The 16343-nt window shown below is 39.0% G+C and carries 17 protein-coding genes; 4 read left to right on the top strand and 13 right to left on the bottom strand.

The window, feature by feature from the left end:
• Positions 1-9: 9 nt before the first annotated feature.
• Positions 10-1650, bottom strand: a complete 1641-nt coding sequence (locus tag J0654_RS02290) for a TldD/PmbA family protein (protein WP_207026152.1) — start codon at positions 1648-1650, stop codon at positions 10-12.
• A gap of 314 nt (positions 1651-1964) precedes the next feature.
• Between J0654_RS02290 and J0654_RS02285 the strand changes: the two genes are divergently transcribed.
• From J0654_RS02285 to cls, 3 genes are all read left to right on the top strand, one after another.
• Complete coding sequence (locus J0654_RS02285) at positions 1965-2648, top strand: aspartate/glutamate racemase family protein (RefSeq protein WP_207026151.1); 684 nt, start codon at positions 1965-1967, stop codon at positions 2646-2648.
• Between the two features lie 228 nt (positions 2649-2876).
• Entirely contained in the window at positions 2877-4205 is a 1329-nt protein-coding gene (locus J0654_RS02280; RefSeq protein ID WP_207026150.1) for an MBL fold metallo-hydrolase, read from the top strand.
• 125 nt (positions 4206-4330) lie between these two features.
• Positions 4331-5737, top strand: coding sequence for a cardiolipin synthase (gene cls, locus J0654_RS02275; RefSeq protein WP_207026149.1), 1407 nt, complete (start codon positions 4331-4333; stop codon positions 5735-5737).
• On the opposite strand, the gene J0654_RS02270 is transcribed toward cls, so the two are convergent.
• The 11 genes from J0654_RS02270 to J0654_RS02220 form a co-directional block, all read right to left on the bottom strand.
• On the bottom strand, positions 5732-6739 hold the full coding sequence (locus J0654_RS02270; RefSeq protein WP_207026148.1) for a 2-hydroxyacid dehydrogenase: 1008 nt from the start codon (positions 6737-6739) through the stop codon (positions 5732-5734). The genes cls and J0654_RS02270 overlap by 6 nt on opposite strands.
• 21 nt (positions 6740-6760) lie before the next feature.
• Positions 6761-7204, bottom strand: coding sequence for a hypothetical protein (locus J0654_RS02265; protein ID WP_207026147.1), 444 nt, complete (start codon positions 7202-7204; stop codon positions 6761-6763).
• A 51-nt stretch (positions 7205-7255) separates the two neighbouring features.
• Positions 7256-7696: an Hsp20/alpha crystallin family protein gene (locus J0654_RS02260; protein WP_207026146.1), complete on the bottom strand. Its 441-nt coding sequence runs from the start codon at positions 7694-7696 to the stop codon at positions 7256-7258.
• Positions 7697-7773: 77 nt separating this feature from the next.
• The gene (locus tag J0654_RS02255; protein ID WP_207026145.1) at positions 7774-8181 is read right to left on the bottom strand and encodes a hypothetical protein; all 408 of its coding nucleotides are present in this window, start codon (positions 8179-8181) and stop codon (positions 7774-7776) included.
• Positions 8182-8268: 87 nt separating this feature from the next.
• Positions 8269-8697, bottom strand: a complete 429-nt coding sequence (locus J0654_RS02250) for a hypothetical protein (protein ID WP_207026144.1) — start codon at positions 8695-8697, stop codon at positions 8269-8271.
• A gap of 14 nt (positions 8698-8711) precedes the next feature.
• Entirely contained in the window at positions 8712-9563 is an 852-nt protein-coding gene (locus J0654_RS02245) for a universal stress protein (RefSeq protein ID WP_207026143.1), read from the bottom strand.
• A gap of 59 nt (positions 9564-9622) precedes the next feature.
• Positions 9623-10438 (bottom strand): universal stress protein, encoded by an 816-nt coding sequence (locus tag J0654_RS02240; protein ID WP_207026142.1) that lies wholly within the window; start codon positions 10436-10438, stop codon positions 9623-9625.
• A gap of 9 nt (positions 10439-10447) precedes the next feature.
• A complete protein-coding gene (locus J0654_RS02235) occupies positions 10448-11290 on the bottom strand; it encodes a universal stress protein (RefSeq protein ID WP_207026141.1) in 843 nt (280 codons plus the stop codon).
• A 149-nt stretch (positions 11291-11439) separates the two neighbouring features.
• The gene (locus J0654_RS02230) at positions 11440-12276 is read right to left on the bottom strand and encodes a universal stress protein (protein ID WP_207026140.1); all 837 of its coding nucleotides are present in this window, start codon (positions 12274-12276) and stop codon (positions 11440-11442) included.
• A gap of 88 nt (positions 12277-12364) precedes the next feature.
• Complete coding sequence (locus J0654_RS02225) at positions 12365-13414, bottom strand: response regulator (protein WP_207026139.1); 1050 nt, start codon at positions 13412-13414, stop codon at positions 12365-12367.
• The gene (locus tag J0654_RS02220) at positions 13386-14924 is read right to left on the bottom strand and encodes a sensor histidine kinase (protein WP_237685866.1); all 1539 of its coding nucleotides are present in this window, start codon (positions 14922-14924) and stop codon (positions 13386-13388) included. The genes J0654_RS02225 and J0654_RS02220 overlap by 29 nt, the downstream gene beginning before the upstream one ends.
• Before the next feature lie 86 nt (positions 14925-15010).
• Here J0654_RS02220 and J0654_RS02215 point away from each other — a divergent pair, with 86 nt between their 5' ends.
• Entirely contained in the window at positions 15011-15418 is a 408-nt protein-coding gene (locus J0654_RS02215) for a hypothetical protein (protein WP_207026138.1), read from the top strand.
• On the opposite strand, the gene J0654_RS02210 is transcribed toward J0654_RS02215, so the two are convergent.
• Positions 15419-16324 (bottom strand): universal stress protein, encoded by a 906-nt coding sequence (locus J0654_RS02210; protein ID WP_237685865.1) that lies wholly within the window; start codon positions 16322-16324, stop codon positions 15419-15421.
• Between the last annotated feature and the right edge of the window lie 19 nt (positions 16325-16343).

Genomic DNA, 16343 nt, shown 5'->3' with positions numbered 1-16343 from the left:
GAATAAACCTTAAATGGTCCTACCTGTGTTGATTACGTTGATTCCATTAAATCTTGATGTAGAACTACCGTGAGAAACGGCGCTTACCTGGGAAGGCTGCCCTTTTCCATCGAAGAAGGAACCAAACAACCTGTAATCGTCCTTATCGCAAATTTTAACACAAGAATTCCAGAACTCTTGAGTATTGGACTGATAGGCTACATCATCGAGCATACCAACAATCTCTCCATCCTTGATCTCGTAAAATAAGGTTCCTCCAAATTGGAAGTTGTAACGCTGTTGGTCGATGGAATACGAACCTCGACCTAGAATATAAATTCCTTTGTCCACATCCTTGATCATGTCCTGCAAGGAGTATTTTTCTTTACCTGGTTCCAATGAAACATTAGGCATACGCTGGAACTGTACATCTTCCCAACTTTGGGCATAACAGCATCCGTGCGATTCGTTTTGATCGATCATATGAACTTGATCACGTATGGCCTGATAGTTCACCAAGGTTCCGTTTCTTATCAAATCCCATTTTTTGGTTTTCACACCTTCATCATCATATCCTACGGCACCCAGAGATCCAACTTGGGTTTTATCGGCTACAATGTTTACAATGTCGCTACCGTAATTAAAGTTTTTAGATTCCCATTTATCCATGGTTGCAAAACTGGTCCCTGCGTAATTGGCTTCGTAACCTAATACACGATCTAATTCCAATGGGTGTCCCACGGACTCATGAATCGTTAATCCAAGGTGGTTGGGTTCCAAAACCAAATCGTACTTACCGGCTTCCACCGATTTTGCGGTTAACTTTTGCTTGGCTTGCTTAGCTGCCAAGGTAGCATCTTCCACAATATCATAACTTCTATTATAAAGTTTAATACCTTCTGGACCTGAAAGTTTTTCGGATTCCAAACCATCCATATACTCATATCCCATACCCATTGGGGCACTCAATGCCTGACGACTCTTAAATTTCCCTGCCTGGCGATCAATCGCCGTAACATTAAAGGTTGGCCAAATACGGTGTACGTCCTGATCTATGTAAGAGCCATCTGTAGATGCGAAATACTTTTGCTCGTTCACCATAAAAAGTGCCGAGTTCACAAAGTTGGCACCATTTTCCATGGCAGCGGAATTTGCGCTCAAAAGCAAATCGACTTTTTCCGAGATAGGCACTTCCTTAAAGTCTTTTTGGATCGGTGTTTTCCAAGAAACCTCTCCATGCCCTTGCACTGGTGCCAAAACAACAGGTTCCTTTTGAATCTTGGAGTTTGCCTTTGCAATGGAAACCGCATGCTGGGTTGCCTTTTTAATTCCATCCTCGGTTACATCATTGGTTGAGGAAAAACCCCACGTACCATTGGCAATAACCCTGATTCCTATTCCAAATGATTCGGTATTTACTACATTTTGAACTTTATCCTCCCTAGTAAAAACATATTGGTTTAAATATCTTCCTATTCTGGCATCTGCATAGGTAGCACCCATGGACTTTGCCGTATTAAGGGCAACATCGGCCATTTTCTTTTTGAGCACGGTATCCATACCCGGTTCGAGCAAGGCTTCCGCGGGAATATTGTTTCCCATAAGAAGCGAGGGCATCATCATGGCCCCTGCACCCATACCGGCGTACTGTACAAAATCTCTTCTTTTCATATGTTAGTTATTTGATTTATTTTGAGTTAACAATGGGTAGGTATCTGCTAAAATTGATTTCATCAAATCCATGGGTCTTAAAATTAAGTAGTGCTTATTTAGCTTTATGTTAATTTTAACCTAAAATCCTAGATCAGTGGTTATAATCTGTTACAATTTCCAGTGAGAAACAATGATTTGTTTTCAGATTCCTTGACGTTCTTGAAATCCGTCACTTATTTTAAATAAAATGCAATACGTCATATTTTTATGTATCACTTTTCTGTAAATTGTTACACTTTCACTGATATTTTTTGAAGAAAATGACAGAAAACATGAAAACTTTGGGAATGATCGGAGGAACTTCTTGGCATTCCACCATAGCCTACTACCGGCTCATTAATCAAATGGCCTCAAAAATAATTGGTGATTGGGCCAATCCTCCCTTGATCATACACAGTATCAATATTGAAGTGATGCGGGAACAGAACAAAGAGAAGATCAACACAACATATTTAGAGACCGCGAAGAAACTCCAAACTGCTGGTGCGGAGGCAATAGTTATTTGTGCCAATACCCCTCATATGGTTTATGATTTTATACAACCCAAAATAAACATTCCCATTCTACATATTGCCGATGCAACAGGAAAAGAAGCCCACAGTCTAGGGCTGAAAAAACTTGGATTATTGGGAAACAAACCCACGATGACCGGAAGCTTTATCCCTAAAGTTTTAATGGATAATTATGGTATAGAAACCATTATTCCAGATAAGGAGTACATTCCGCAATCACATGAATACGTTTCCAAAGAGCTTACACAGGGCGTATTCTCTGAAGAAGCCAAACAATTTTATTTAAAACAAATTGAATTGCTCAAAGCAAGAGGGGCCGATGGAATAATCTTGGGCTGCACGGAGCTACCTTTATTGATACAGCAAAGTGATGTTGATATCCCCACCTTGGCAACAACTGATCTACATGCTCAAATGGCGGTTGATTTTATCTTTGATAAATAGTATGTTAAACTAGCTGCGGTCCCAATAGCTAAACCTCTGTTAAGTATATTGGAAAAAAGAAGATAAAGTCATAGTTTCTACTCACAAGAGCCTGGACGAATTGAACGAAAAAATAAAGAGGATTCTTTGGAAAAGGTAGATGGGTACCTTGCCAAAAAAGAAATCTAAAAAAACAATGTTGAATACAGGGGCACCTTATTTTACAGGTGCCCTTTTAAACCCTATTTTATGGAAATAAAACAGTTTGAATATAAACCTTTGGCCCACTATTCCTATGCCATTGTGGACAATGGTGAAATGGCCGTTATAGATCCTGAAAGGGACCCTATGCAATACTATGCTTTTGCCCAAGAGCATGAAGCAAAAATAGTAGCGGTTATCGAAACCCATCCACATGCCGATTTTATAAGCTCCCACTTACAGATACACAAGGAAACCGGAGCCTCTATTTATCATAGCAAAGATTTGGGAGCCGATTACAACTACGAACCTTTTGATGAAGGCCAGCACATTATGGTCGGCGACATCAAAGTATCTGCGCTAAACACTCCTGGACACTCACCGGACAGTATTACCGTTGTAGCTGAAAAAGATGGAAAAACTGCACTTTTTACAGGTGACACACTTTTTATTGGTGACGTTGGCCGACCGGATTTACGCGAAAAAGCAGGCAATATGACTGCAAAACGCCAAGAACTGGCCGAAATGATGTACCATAGCATCCAAAATAAATTCAAAGACCTGCCCGATGGGGCCTTGGTCTATCCTGCACACGGAGCAGGCTCCCTATGTGGAAAAAATTTGAGTTCCGACAACAGTAGCACCTTGGGCAACGAAAGAATGGGCAACTGGGCCTTTAAGCCACAATCAAAAGAAGAATTTGTGAATACCCTTTTGGACAGCCAGCCCTTTATCCCTTCTTATTTTGGTTTTGATGTGGACACCAATAGAAAAGGGCCAGAAAATCTAAGAACATCCATAGCACAAGTCCCCTTAAAACTAAATACCAGCATTAATGGGTTAATTGTGGATGTAAGGGATGAAACCGAATTCAAAAAAGGCCACCTACCAGGAAGTATCAATATTATGGCAGTTTCTGAAAACTCCAAATTTGAAACTTGGCTGGGAGCCATTATAAATCCAGAAGAGCCATTTAGCTTGGTTGTTGAGAAACCCTCCGATGCAGAACGTATATTGAAAAGGGTTGCCAAAATCGGGTATGAGAAACAAGTAAAATTAGTTTTGACCTTGGACGAAAGCGCACTTGTGCAAAGTGATAAACTAGATCTTACACATTTTAAAAACAACCCGAACGAATATACTATTGTAGATATCCGCAATCAAAGTGAAATCGAGGAAGGAAAATATTTTGAAAGTGCATTGACCATACCCCTTAACGACCTAAGGTCTTCATCAACGCAAATACCCAAAAACAAACCTATTATAGTTCACTGCGCAGGCGGTTATCGAAGTTCGGCCGGAAGCAGTATCCTTGAAAGTTTAAACGAGAATGTCCAGGTCTATGATCTTGGGGACAACATCAATGATTTTAAGTAAAGAACAGGCCCTTCTTAAAAAAAGAAGGGCTTTTTGTTTAGTAAGATAAATATTCGATTTGCTATCGACCACCAAATACTTTTGCTAACTTGTAATTAGAATTTAACCCAGTATCAAAAAAATAGATGCTCGTTCCCATTCTTATTGCGGTTTACATAATAATTGCCCTTGTAATGGTAATAAGCTTGCTATTGAATGGGGTAAGACCCAGCAAGACCTTGGCTTGGTTATTGGCCATTTTCACCATTCCCGTAGCTGGTGCTTTGTTGTACATTTTATTCGGTCGCAACAGGAGAAAAAGTAAAATGTTCTCTTTAAAAAATCAGTTTGGTTCCTTGATCGAACCAGAGAACGCTACCTGCCATCCAAATCTTTCGGGAAATAAGCAACGGATAACATCTTTAATACACAAAACATCCAATTGTCCCATTACCTGCCATAATGATTTGGATTTGCTAAAAGATGGGAAAAATACTTTTGAAAGCATCTTTCAGGCACTAGAAGAGGCCAAAGAGCATATCCATCTGCAGTACTACATTTTTGAGGATGGACTGCTTGCTGATAAACTATTGGAGGTTTTTGAAAGAAAGATAGGGGAAAATGTGACCATTCGACTTCTTTACGATGGTATTGGAAGCTACTCCCTGAGTAAAAAATACCTTAAAAAACTAAAAAAGATGGGGGTGGAAACCGCCCAGTTTTTACCCTTCAAATTTGGGAGGTTTCTTTCCGCACTGAATTACCGGAACCATAGAAAAATTATTATAATCGACAATAAAATCGGGTTCACGGGTGGAATCAATATTTCGGACAAATATCTTAAAGGTGACCCCGCCTTGGGCAAATGGCACGATACCCATTTAAAAATAGAAGGGGAAGCGGTAGACTTTTTAAATAGGACCTTTGTAACCGATTGGTACCTTGCCAGTGGCAAAAAAGTTGATGTTTCCACATTTCATATGTATCGCCCCCTTAAAGAAGGAACCTCCCTTCAAATAGTACCCAGCGGACCAGATGATGATTTTGATGTGATGGAACAGGTTTATTTTTCCATTATAAACAGTTCGGAAAAATATCTCTACATCGTCAATCCCTACATTATTCCCAACCATGCCATTTTACAGGCTTTAGTGACGGCTGCATTGAGTGGTGTCGATGTCAGGATCTTAATGTCTTCCAGCACGGACATTAAACTAGTGGATTGGTGTGTTAGGGCCTATTTTGAATCCTACCTTAAAGCTGGGATCAAAATTTATTTGTACGCGGAAGGATTTTTACACAGTAAGGTAATGCTTTGCGACGATGAAATTGCGAGCATAGGCACAGCAAACCTGGATAATCGAAGCCTTCAGCAAAACTACGAAGCACAGGTTTTTGTTTATGATGCTTCCCTTTGCAAACACATGAAAACCGATTTCCTGAAAGATTGCGAAAAATCCACACTCCTCAGTGATTATAAAAAATATAAGGAAAGGCCTTGGGGCAAAAAACTCATAGAAGGTTTTGCAAAACTATTGAGTCCCCTGTTATAGCATAATGGTTTCAAAGCCCAATTCGTTTTTGCAGGTTCTCCCTTCTTCCCAACAATCAAGATTGTAAATTGTGGTTTCCGCAATTCTTACAAGGGCTTCTTTGGTAGCAAAGGCTTGGTGGGGGGTTAAGAGAACATTGGGCAACGAAATCAACTCTTGTAGTTGCTCATCTTGGATTCCTTTCTTACTATTGTCCTTAAAGAAAAGATCCCTTTCATGTTCATAAACATCGGTAACGTATCCGCCAATATCACCCTGTTTTAATGCCAAGATAATATCATCGGTTTTAACTATTCCGCCCCTAGCCGTATTTATTAAAATGGCCTCGCTCTTCATTGCTTTGAACAAGGGTTCGTTAAAAATATGGTGGGTTTCATAAGTTAGGGGGGTATTGATACTTATGATATCCGATCTTTTACAAAGTTCCTCCAAAGGAAGATATTCCACATCATAATGATTGATCAAATACTGACTTCGATGTATATCCGTGGCCACCACCTTGCATCCAAAGGCATGGAAAATCCGTACCAAATTGGAACCGATTCTTCCCGTACCAAATATGCCCACCGTCTTTCCATTCAGGTCAAAACCTATCAAATCATCCAATAAAAAGTTATACCGGTGCACCTGTTCATTCGACAGGATCAGCTTTCGGTTAAGGGCCAACAAAAGCCCAACAGCGTGTTCCGCTATAGCATGTGGAGAATATTCAGGAGCGTTTGCCACCTTTAAGCCTATTCGCTTGGCAGATTTTACACTTACATTGTTATAACCCGTTGAACGAAGGGAAATATACTTAACTCCCATCTCCTTCAGAATCTCCAATACAACCAAACTGGCATCATCATTTGAAAAAATGGAAATAGCATCGTACCCGGCAGCCATCACTGCCGTAGTGGAATTGAGGGCGTCGGGTACAAATTTTATTTTGTGTTTGTTGCCGTTTGATTTTTCCAAGTTTTTTATTTCAAAATCCTTGGCACTATACACCAGTACTTTCATATTTCTTGTTTCTAAATAAATTTAGTTCAGTAATCTCTTCTGTTTTTTTCGCTTTATCACGTTGGACACGATATCGAATATCTTGGTTTTGGAGTCCCGGTATTTTTCAAAGTAATCCTGTACCTCCATAGCAAGGTCGTTATGGGTATCCAGATACGCGGCTTCCATTTTTTCTTGATCGACCTCATCAACCATAATTTGAAGCTGATTCTCATGCAACTGTACCTTTTTGAAAAGGTCCACCAAATCCTTCTCAGATCTGTTCAAAGACTCCACAACGGGCTGAACGGTCTTGAACATGTCGGAATCAATAATATCCAAAGTATAGTCCTTCACCATATTGTTTAGGAACTTTTGCTCATCTTTTGCAAATTTTAATTCCGAGAACCATTTTTTTGATTCTTCGTGCAACTCTTCAGCACTGAACCACTCCCTAAATTTTCTTTTGCTTGATTTTGTTTCCATCGCTGTACTGCATTGAGCGGCAGACGAATGCTCATCTGCCGCAAATTTTACTTATACCACCTCGATAACTTTTTTATGGTCTTCTTTGGCTTCTTCCATTTTTAGGACTTTTAGCTTAAGAATACCATTTTCGTAAACTGCCTTTACATCTTTTGATCGATCAACAGAAGTAGGCAATTGCAAGGTTCTTGTAAATGCATTGTAGTTGAATTCCCTTCGTGTGAAGTTTTCATCCTCCTCGGTCTCTTCTTTGCTTTTTTGGGCAGAGACCTCCAATACATCATCTTTCATAGTGATCTCGAAATCTTTTTTTTCAAATCCAGGTGCGGCAAATTCAATTTCAAAATCATCTTTATGCTCTTTGACATTCATTGATGGATGGGTTTTTTCCAAATTGAAAAAATCATCATCAATAAACATGTCTCGATTGAAGAAGTCAATCAGACTCTCGTTCCATGGAAATCGTTTTCCATCTAATTTTACAAGTGACATAACTACATAATTTACTGATTAATGAATATCTGACAATCCGACAAGAACTCCATTTCACTTAATAAAACAAAGCCCTGTCAGTACAATGGCTTCCTTTTTTTGAGTACCGAACCTGCATAATTGTAGACCTCTTTTTTAAGGTTGATGTAGGTTTTTATATACTCAGCGATTTTATCCTTTAACTCTTGGTGCTTTTCATAATACTGATCGTCGCATTTGCGCTCCACACATTCAAAAATGCCCCCAAGGCCATTCTCATGTTTTTTAATGGATTCTGATAGCGACTTTCTTTTTTTTTGGGAAGTATGGAAATGTTGTTTGAATGTATCCAACCGTTCAAACAAGTTGGGCGTACTCGGTTCAAAGACATAGGAATCCAACAACCTCTGTATAAAGGCCATTTCATCCTCGATAAACAGCAAATAGGATTTCCAGTTTTGCAGCTCATCGTGCATTACCTCTATTTTTCTTTCCCTTACCATCATTATGGTATTACATTTTTTTAATTACCAATGAATGTAAGGTTTGGTCGGTTCCTGTGAAATGATCTAAATCACTTTACTGGTTTAAATTTAGGTGGCCTCAGGATAACGGTCATCTATCCCAAAAGATCGTTTCACCAATGCTTTGAACTGGTTTTCCGACATACTATCGACTGTCTCCGTTGTTTTTACCTTGGCGGCCAATCCTGGGTGTCGTTCTTTAAGTGAGCCCACAAATTTTTCAGGGGCTTCGGCGGGTCCAAAAACGGCAATTTGATCTGCATCCGAAATCTTTTCGGCTATCTTTTCAAAATAATTATGTAATTGGTGTTTTTCCCTTTCGAGATACTTGCTATCCTGCACCACGTCTTGTGGACCCCATTTGGTTTTTGATCTTGCGCCTCCCTTTGGATTAAAAAAATCGAGTTCCGAAGGAATGTTAAAAAGACTTTCCTTTCCATTGTTCAATACTACTCCGTTGGCTTCTTGTTTATCCAGCCATATTCCTACTTGCTTCATAGTTCCATCTTTTTTTAGTTATCATTCAGTTCTAAAATGGGCACTTGTGGATCGTACCCTATTTTTTTTACCAACGGGTTGGATAGTATGCTTCCAAAAAACAGATGTTTCTTGTTCAAAAAAGCTACCATATCGCAGTTGTGTTCATCAATGAACTTATTGATTCCACTACTAATTTTATCAGCTGGCAAAAAATGCATTTCGTAATCCGTTCCCTGCAGAATTTCTTGTAGCAGTTCCTTATTTATCTTTTCTTTTCTACTGAGCTTTCCGTCTTTATCCTTATCAATATGCACTACATTGATTTTTGCATCGAACAATTTGGATATCTCTATCAAGTCACCTATTTCCTTTTTCTTGAAAGGTGTCCTATAATCTGTCGGGAAGACAATTTCCTTTGGTTCCTGGAACATATAATTATTGGGAACTGCAATCACTGGACATTCCTTTATCTGCTCCATCACATTTACGGTGTTGGTACCAAATATGCGAGCTTTGGACTCCGTTATCCCTTTGGTGCCCATTACAATAATATCGATGTCCTTTTTATCGATCACGTTTCTGATAGCTTCTGTCAAGCTATTGAAAGTTGTTATGGTATGAAATTCGTGCTTATCATTTTGAGGGTGTAATTTCACCATTTGCATCAATCGTTCCATTCCTTCCTCCGATTCCTGTTTCGCTGCTTCATAATATGGTTCACCTACTTCGGGCACCCTCATACTGTCCAAAGTATAACCAGAAACATGAAAAGCATTCAGGATATAAAAATCGCATCGTACGTTTTTATAGAGCTCCAATGCATATCGAATGGCATTCAATGCATTTTTTGAATAATCCGTAGGTAACAAAACTCTCTTGTCCATGATGATTTTTGGTTTTGATGAAAGTTACATTTCCTTATAATGATATACCATGATTTTTGTCAACTTGGGTTATGTGGCAAAATCAAAAAGGGCACGTTCAATTTGGTATTGAGCTCCTTTATAATCCCCTTGCCAATAAACTCCAAGAAAAAGTGATGCGGATAGTAGACCATGCACAACATATCAATACTCCATAGGTCTACAAATTCCAAAATGGTATTTACTTTACCATCAAAAACAGGAAGCTCGACTTCTTTGGAGCATTTTTGGCCGATTTCCTTAAGAAAATCCGCTTTGTTTTTCTCGGAGGCAGCGTCAGCCTTATCTTCCTCAATACTCATGGGCACGATTACACTATCGGATAAATCACAGAAAAACTGCAAAGTTTTACTATTTTCCTTTGCTATTGGATTTATATAATTGGAGGTGAATGCAATTTTGTCCACCTTCTTAAAGTCGATTTCCAAAGGTACGATCAATACAGGGCAATTACTGATCTCCCGAACTATTTGCATGGCGTTGTTACCAAACAGGATGTGCTTGATATCTTCTTTTCCCTTATTACCAATTACTGTCAAATCCACATGATGATCTTTGGCATATTGGGCAACCCCCTCGGTCATATCGGAGCATAAAGAAACTTTTTTAAAGGTATGTTTTGTATTTTCTCCAACATCCCTGACCAATCTGTGCACCATGGCATCCAAATCTTGGGCCGATTCTATTTTGGCCTTTTGTTTATCGGGGCTATTATCCCCACTGCAAACATTTACAAGGTGAAATATGCATTCCCTGTTCTGAAATAACCTCGCTGCGTAGTAAAGTGCATTGTACGAGTTATTTGAAAAATCGGTGGGCACTAAAATCTTTGACATGGCTTTTGCTTATTGTTGATATGGAAGTACTAAAAAAGGAACTTTGGTATGGAGACCTATATTTTTGATTGTAGGTTCCACAAAAAGGCGCTCTAAAAAAGTATGTTTGTTTTTAACCATGGCCAACATTTCTACCGGGGTTTCCTTTTGAAATTCATTTATGGCTTCTATGAGCTCTTGATCTGGTAGGTCGTAAAATTTATGGTTTTGTTCCAACATTTTGCCCTCCAAAAAAACTTTGTGGTTTTCCTGATCCAAATCAAGTCCATCAGGTGTGGTCACGTGCATGATATGTAATTTGGAATGCCATAACTTGGAAAACTTGAGTAAAAAGTCAAGATTGGCTTTATTGTAATCCACTTCATAATCGGTAGGGAATAAAATGTTGTTCGGTGGCTTGTATTCAAAATCATAGGGTACGGCCAGAACAGGAATACTGGATTTTTGGATCACATGAACCGTATTGGACCCAAAAAGAATTTCTTTGGCTCCGGTAGCCCCCTGTGTTCCCATTACAATAAAGTCGATGTTTTCCTTTTGCGAAACGGACTCAATTTCATCACCCAACGAATTAAAAGCGGCATGTGTGATATAGGTGTGTTTAGATATATTGAAAAGCGACTCCATTCTTTTCCTTGTTTTTTCCAGTGCTTCTTCGGCCCTATATTTCTCATCATCCGCCAATCCAAATTGTCCTGGACTTCCCAGTGCATAATCTACTCTATAAATAGCTGGTGTATATGCATGTACCAAGTAAAAAATGCAGGTAGAATCCTCCAATAACTTCACTGCATAAGAAATAGCATGAAATGCTTGTTCGGAAAAATCGGTGGGCAATACTACTCTGATCATAGCTCTATTATTTAAAAACCTACTATAAACAAAGCTATCCACAGTACTTGTTTTATACTATGATTTACATCAGATATTAAATAAATGTTTAGAGGAACCAATCTAATGCAGGAACAAAAATTGGAATCGGTTGGTTTGGGAATAGGTGCTTATTCGTGAATTACGTAAAAGGGGATTTTTGTATGAAAACTTATTTGCTCCACTATGGAGTCGAATAGGATTTGTTGGATAAAATTCAGGTTTTTTGCGACCATAACGATCATATCAATGTCCCTGCTCTCCACAAAACACTGTATGGCCGACTTTACTTTTTGATTGGTTATTGTATGAAAACTGTATGTTCCTTGAAAAGAATCTTGCATGAAATCCAGTAAGTGTTCTTTGTTCTTTTCTTGTTCTTCGTTTAAACTATCACCTTCCTTTAAGGCATTCATGACACTGAATTTTGCTTTTCCCAAAGTCACCATTTCTTCCATTGGCCTTAAAATTTTAAGGGAATAGAAAATATTAAAATCTGTAGGGAATGCTATTTCCTTTGGTTTGGAAAGTTCCACACCAACGGGAACAACAAGGGTATTGCACTGTACTTTGGTGATCACATCCCCTGCGTTGCTTCCCAAAACCTTTTCCTTTATTCCAGAAACTCCTTTGGTGCCCATAACAATAAGGTGTATGTTTTGCTCCTCTACATGTTTTTTAATAGTGGGGATGAAAAAGCCGTACTCGTGCAAAGCAAAGAAAAAGTGGTTGGCCTCCGTACTGTGTTTCCGGCTATTTTTGACCAGATCATTAAGTTTTTTCTTGGTGTTTTCGCTGGATTCATTTTCCACTTCCTGAAAAGACTCAGAATCCTTTTTCGTGTCCAACAATGTACCAACATAAAGCAAATAAAAATTACATTCCATAGCACTAAAGAGTACTTGGGCATACTTTAATGCGCGGATGGAGTTTTCGGAAAAATCTGTTGGGACCAGAATATTCTTCATTTGTCATAAATTGATGGTACAAGTTTGTCATTCATTAAAAAAAAAGGAATGATAAATATCACTTGGCCTATTTATGACATGTATTTTGTTAGTGCACTTGTTCCAATGCTTCCCTATCAAGGACCAAAATGTTTCTGTTTTCGATGGCAATAAGCCCCTCATGTTTAAAATCCGAAAGGGTCCTGATAAGGCTTTCCGTAGCAATACCGGCCACTCCGGCCAAGTCACTACGTGCTATTTTTAAGGCAGCCTGTTTATCCCTGTTCATGGCCTTGCAATACATTAAAAGGGTCTGGGCCGTTTTTTTTCTGACCGAACTATAGGCCATTTGCAACAATTGCTTTTTAATATTTTCTAGGTCTCCTGCTATGACATCCATCAGTTCGAGTGAAACACTTTTGTTATCTTCCAAAATCGCTTTTACCTTTTCTTTGGATATTCCCGCCAACTCCACATCTTCCATGGCCACAGCATATTCTTTGTACGGCAGGTGATCCGTTAATGAGGTAAAGCCCAAAAAATCGTCCTCTGCATAAATGGATGTGATCAATTCCTTTCCTTCCTCGTCCAATCCACAACTTTTGACAACTCCTTTTAAAATAAGATATACCATGTTAGAATGGTCCCCTTTGGAATAAATGGTCTCGTCCTTATCGTAGGAAAACAACTGACCATGGTCATCAAAAAAGTTTTTGAGTTCGTTTAAATTTCTTATTTCATGCTCTTGGCTTGCTTGTTTCGGATGTTCCTCCAGAACAGTCTTCATTTGTTCGGCCTTCTCCAATCGACATTTAATGGCGGACAAAAGTTCTTCCTCTTCAAAGGGTTTTGTCAAATAATCATCCGCACCGAGGTTCATTCCCTTTCTAATATCTTGTTTTTCGGTCTTGGCAGAAACAAAAATAAAAGGGATGTAACGCGTACTTTCATACGTAGAAAGTTCTTCCAATACTTCATAACCATCCATTTCTGGCATCATAATATCACAAAGCACCAAGTCCGGATGTTCTTTCCTGGCCATATCCACGGCCATTTTTCCGTTCGATGCCGAACAAACGTTAAAGCTGGACAATTCCAGCAGTTCGGCTATATTTTCACGCAATGAGGTATCATCCTCCACCAACAGAATTTTTTTCATCTTTTTCCTTGTTATTTATTGGTATGTACAGTGTGAATGTGGAACCCTTACCCAGTTCACTTTTAAAAGTGACATTGGCGTTTAAGTTATGCATGTGTTGCCTAACAATATTCAACCCTATACCTGTACCCTGATAGGTTAAAACATTACTGGCCCGGTAATATCTATCAAAGATAAAGGGTTGGTCTTCCAATGGAATTCCAAAACCTTGATCTGCTACGTCTATTTTCAACTGATTTTCTCCTTTTGAAACCTTTAGCTCTATAGTTCTATATTCGGGAGAATACTTTATGGCGTTGTGCATAAGGTTGGAAAGTGCCAATCCCATAATTTTTTCATCAAACTCCACTACAATACCGTCTATATTCTCGGGGTATTGAATACGCTGCCCTTCTTTTAAAAGCGTATTGGAGTCGTAAACCACTTCATTGATCAATCTGCTCAAAGGAAAGCTGGTGATATTATATTTTACCTTTCCAAGGTCTAAACGCTCGATAGATAAAAAATCAGTTAAAATATTATCCAAATACTTTACTTTGGATTTAATGGTGGCTATGTGCTTGTCCCGTCTCTCCTGCTGTCCGGTTTCTGTATACTTGGTTAGTAGCGAGGTAGATGTTAGAATACTGGTCAAGGGTGTTTTAAACTCGTGGGACACCAGCGATAAAAACTTAGTTTTCAGGTCATTGAGCTTTTTCTCTGCCTTTAAGGCCTGTCTTAACTGTTGGGTACGCTCTTCCACAGTGTTTTCCAACTGTTGGGTATAGTTTTTCCTTTCGGTAATATCCAGAACAATGGCCACACAAACCTTCTGCTTGCCAATAGACGATAATTGAAGGTGCACCTCGACCGGGTATTTGCTGCCATCCTTGCGTTGGTGTATGGTTTCAAAAATCACCTTTTCCCTTCTTTCCGATAACAATGGGGAAATCAATCGTTTCATGATTTCCAATGTAACCTCGGGCTTAATATCCATTACCGACATTTCACCCAATTCTTGCATGTTGTACCCCAAATTAAGCTGGGCGCCTCGGTTCACATTGATAAAGGTGAACGATTCCGCATCGAACACATAAATTTCGTTCAGGGATTCGTCAAAAATTTGATACCAATAATCTATGGTCTGTTCAGCTTTCTTTCTTTCGGTAATATCCTTTATTAAGGCAAGGACATACTTTTTTTGAAGAAGTTTGAAAGGGTTGAGGCTTATTTCCAAAGGAAATTCTTCACCTCCTTTTCGTATGCCCACTAAATCCACTTCCGGGCCCATCTGTCTTGGTTTACCTTTACGCATAAAGCCCGAAAAGAAATGCTCATGCCCGTCCCTGAAGCGTTCCGGTAGCAAAAGCTCCAATGGCTTACCATTAAGCTCGCCATCAGCATAATCAAACATTTTATTGGCGGCACCATTACTGGTGGTAATCTTCTGTTCTTCATTTACAATAAGGATGCCCTCGGAGATTGCCTCCGATAAAATGCCAAGCACGTTACTATCTTCGAACCGTTCCAAAACAATAACTAAATTTACTGATTTAGATCATGGGGGGAAATTATTTACATGAGTATATTTAATCTCTTAGTCTAAAATTTAAGAAAATGTTGGAATCCAAAAAAAAACTTGGTAATAAACTTTATCAAAATTTAGGAAAATTATTTTATGCGATGGCCATGGCCGACCATAGTATCCACATGAAGGAAATGGAAAGACTGAATGAAGTGGTCAAGGATTATTGGTTGGAAGTAGATGATATTGAGGATGAGTATGGTACCGATGCCGCTTTTCAAATTGTTTCTGTTTTTGATTGGTTGTTGGAGTATGGAAAGGACAATGACGAGATTTACGAAGAGTTCGAAGCTTTTTATATGGACCACAAAATTCTTTTCACCCCAGAAATCAAAAATTTGGCAATGTCCACTTCAAGAGCTATCACCGCCTCGTTTTACGGGAGCAATAAATCTGAATTGATTTTGTTGGGACGTCTACAATTACTTTTCGAAAAGTAATCAAAGCTTGATGGTCATTACCGGTATTTTGGCATGGTTGGATACATTCTCTGCCAAACTTCCCACAACAAAGTGTGCCAATCCTTTTCTACCATGGGTTGGGATCACCAATAAATCGGCATCTTTTTCAAAACAGTAATTCAGGATTCCACGCTCTACACTGTGGTGGTTATAGAAATTAATATTGATTTCTTGGCCCAGTTCCTTTTTAAAGGATTCCATTCTTTTCTCCACATCATCGAACCCCATAAAATTTGCCCCTGACGTGTTAACGTAAACAACTTCCAATGATGCGGAAAACAATTCTGCAAATGCTTTGGCCTTGGTGTAAACAGGTATACTTTCTTTGCTCAAGTCACTTGCCATTACCATTTTTTTGATGGAAAAATCGTCATGTGACTTTTTGATCACTATTACGGGCAAGTCGGAAGTTCTGACCACTTTTTCGGTGTTGGAGCCCACAAAAAGCTCGCTCAGGCCTCCTGTTCCATGAGAACCCATTACCACCAAATCACAGTTTTGTTCCTGAGCCACATTGTTTACCTCTGTAAAGTCCTTGTAATTTTGAATAATAGCATTCACAGAAATATCCTTAAGATATTCCTTTGCCGTAAATTCCTTGATTTTATCCTTTGCCAACTTTAAAAAATATTTGGCCTCGGCTTCTTCGGCAATCTCAGAATTGGCCAATACCGAATCGGATAACCCTATCATGTGAAGTAAAACAATGCCTGCCTCATGTTGCCTAGCTATTTTGGAGGCAACCTCCAAAGCATATTCAGAGTGTTTCGAAAAATCTACGGGTACCAATATTTTTTTCATGACATCCAATGTTAAAACATAATGGCTTTCTTCCTGAATTAGAAAAGATGCTTGCAAAACCCCTATTCCTTGAGCCATTTCCATTTGTTGCGTTTTACTCTAA

The sequence above is a fragment of the Flagellimonas profundi genome (assembly GCF_017313275.1).
Classification (GTDB): domain Bacteria; phylum Bacteroidota; class Bacteroidia; order Flavobacteriales; family Flavobacteriaceae; genus Flagellimonas; species Flagellimonas profundi.
This window is presented reverse-complemented; position numbering and strand designations above follow the sequence as displayed.

What these genes read in the sequence shown, in the direction of transcription:
- J0654_RS02290 (WP_207026152.1), bottom strand. Translation starts at nt 1,650, where the DNA reads ATGAAAAGAAGAGATTTTGTACAGTACGCCGGTATGGGTGCAGGGGCC.
- J0654_RS02285 (WP_207026151.1), top strand. Translation starts at nt 1,965, where the DNA reads ATGAAAACTTTGGGAATGATCGGAGGAACTTCTTGGCATTCCACCATA.
- J0654_RS02280 (WP_207026150.1), top strand. Translation starts at nt 2,877, where the DNA reads ATGGAAATAAAACAGTTTGAATATAAACCTTTGGCCCACTATTCCTAT.
- cls (WP_207026149.1), top strand. Translation starts at nt 4,331, where the DNA reads ATGCTCGTTCCCATTCTTATTGCGGTTTACATAATAATTGCCCTTGTA.
- J0654_RS02270 (WP_207026148.1), bottom strand. Translation starts at nt 6,739, where the DNA reads ATGAAAGTACTGGTGTATAGTGCCAAGGATTTTGAAATAAAAAACTTG.
- J0654_RS02265 (WP_207026147.1), bottom strand. Translation starts at nt 7,204, where the DNA reads ATGGAAACAAAATCAAGCAAAAGAAAATTTAGGGAGTGGTTCAGTGCT.
- J0654_RS02260 (WP_207026146.1), bottom strand. Translation starts at nt 7,696, where the DNA reads ATGTCACTTGTAAAATTAGATGGAAAACGATTTCCATGGAACGAGAGT.
- J0654_RS02255 (WP_207026145.1), bottom strand. Translation starts at nt 8,181, where the DNA reads ATGATGGTAAGGGAAAGAAAAATAGAGGTAATGCACGATGAGCTGCAA.
- J0654_RS02250 (WP_207026144.1), bottom strand. Translation starts at nt 8,697, where the DNA reads ATGAAGCAAGTAGGAATATGGCTGGATAAACAAGAAGCCAACGGAGTA.
- J0654_RS02245 (WP_207026143.1), bottom strand. Translation starts at nt 9,563, where the DNA reads ATGGACAAGAGAGTTTTGTTACCTACGGATTATTCAAAAAATGCATTG.
- J0654_RS02240 (WP_207026142.1), bottom strand. Translation starts at nt 10,438, where the DNA reads ATGTCAAAGATTTTAGTGCCCACCGATTTTTCAAATAACTCGTACAAT.
- J0654_RS02235 (WP_207026141.1), bottom strand. Translation starts at nt 11,290, where the DNA reads ATGATCAGAGTAGTATTGCCCACCGATTTTTCCGAACAAGCATTTCAT.
- J0654_RS02230 (WP_207026140.1), bottom strand. Translation starts at nt 12,276, where the DNA reads ATGAAGAATATTCTGGTCCCAACAGATTTTTCCGAAAACTCCATCCGC.
- J0654_RS02225 (WP_207026139.1), bottom strand. Translation starts at nt 13,414, where the DNA reads ATGAAAAAAATTCTGTTGGTGGAGGATGATACCTCATTGCGTGAAAAT.
- J0654_RS02215 (WP_207026138.1), top strand. Translation starts at nt 15,011, where the DNA reads ATGTTGGAATCCAAAAAAAAACTTGGTAATAAACTTTATCAAAATTTA.
- J0654_RS02210 (WP_237685865.1), bottom strand. Translation starts at nt 16,324, where the DNA reads ATGGAAATGGCTCAAGGAATAGGGGTTTTGCAAGCATCTTTTCTAATT.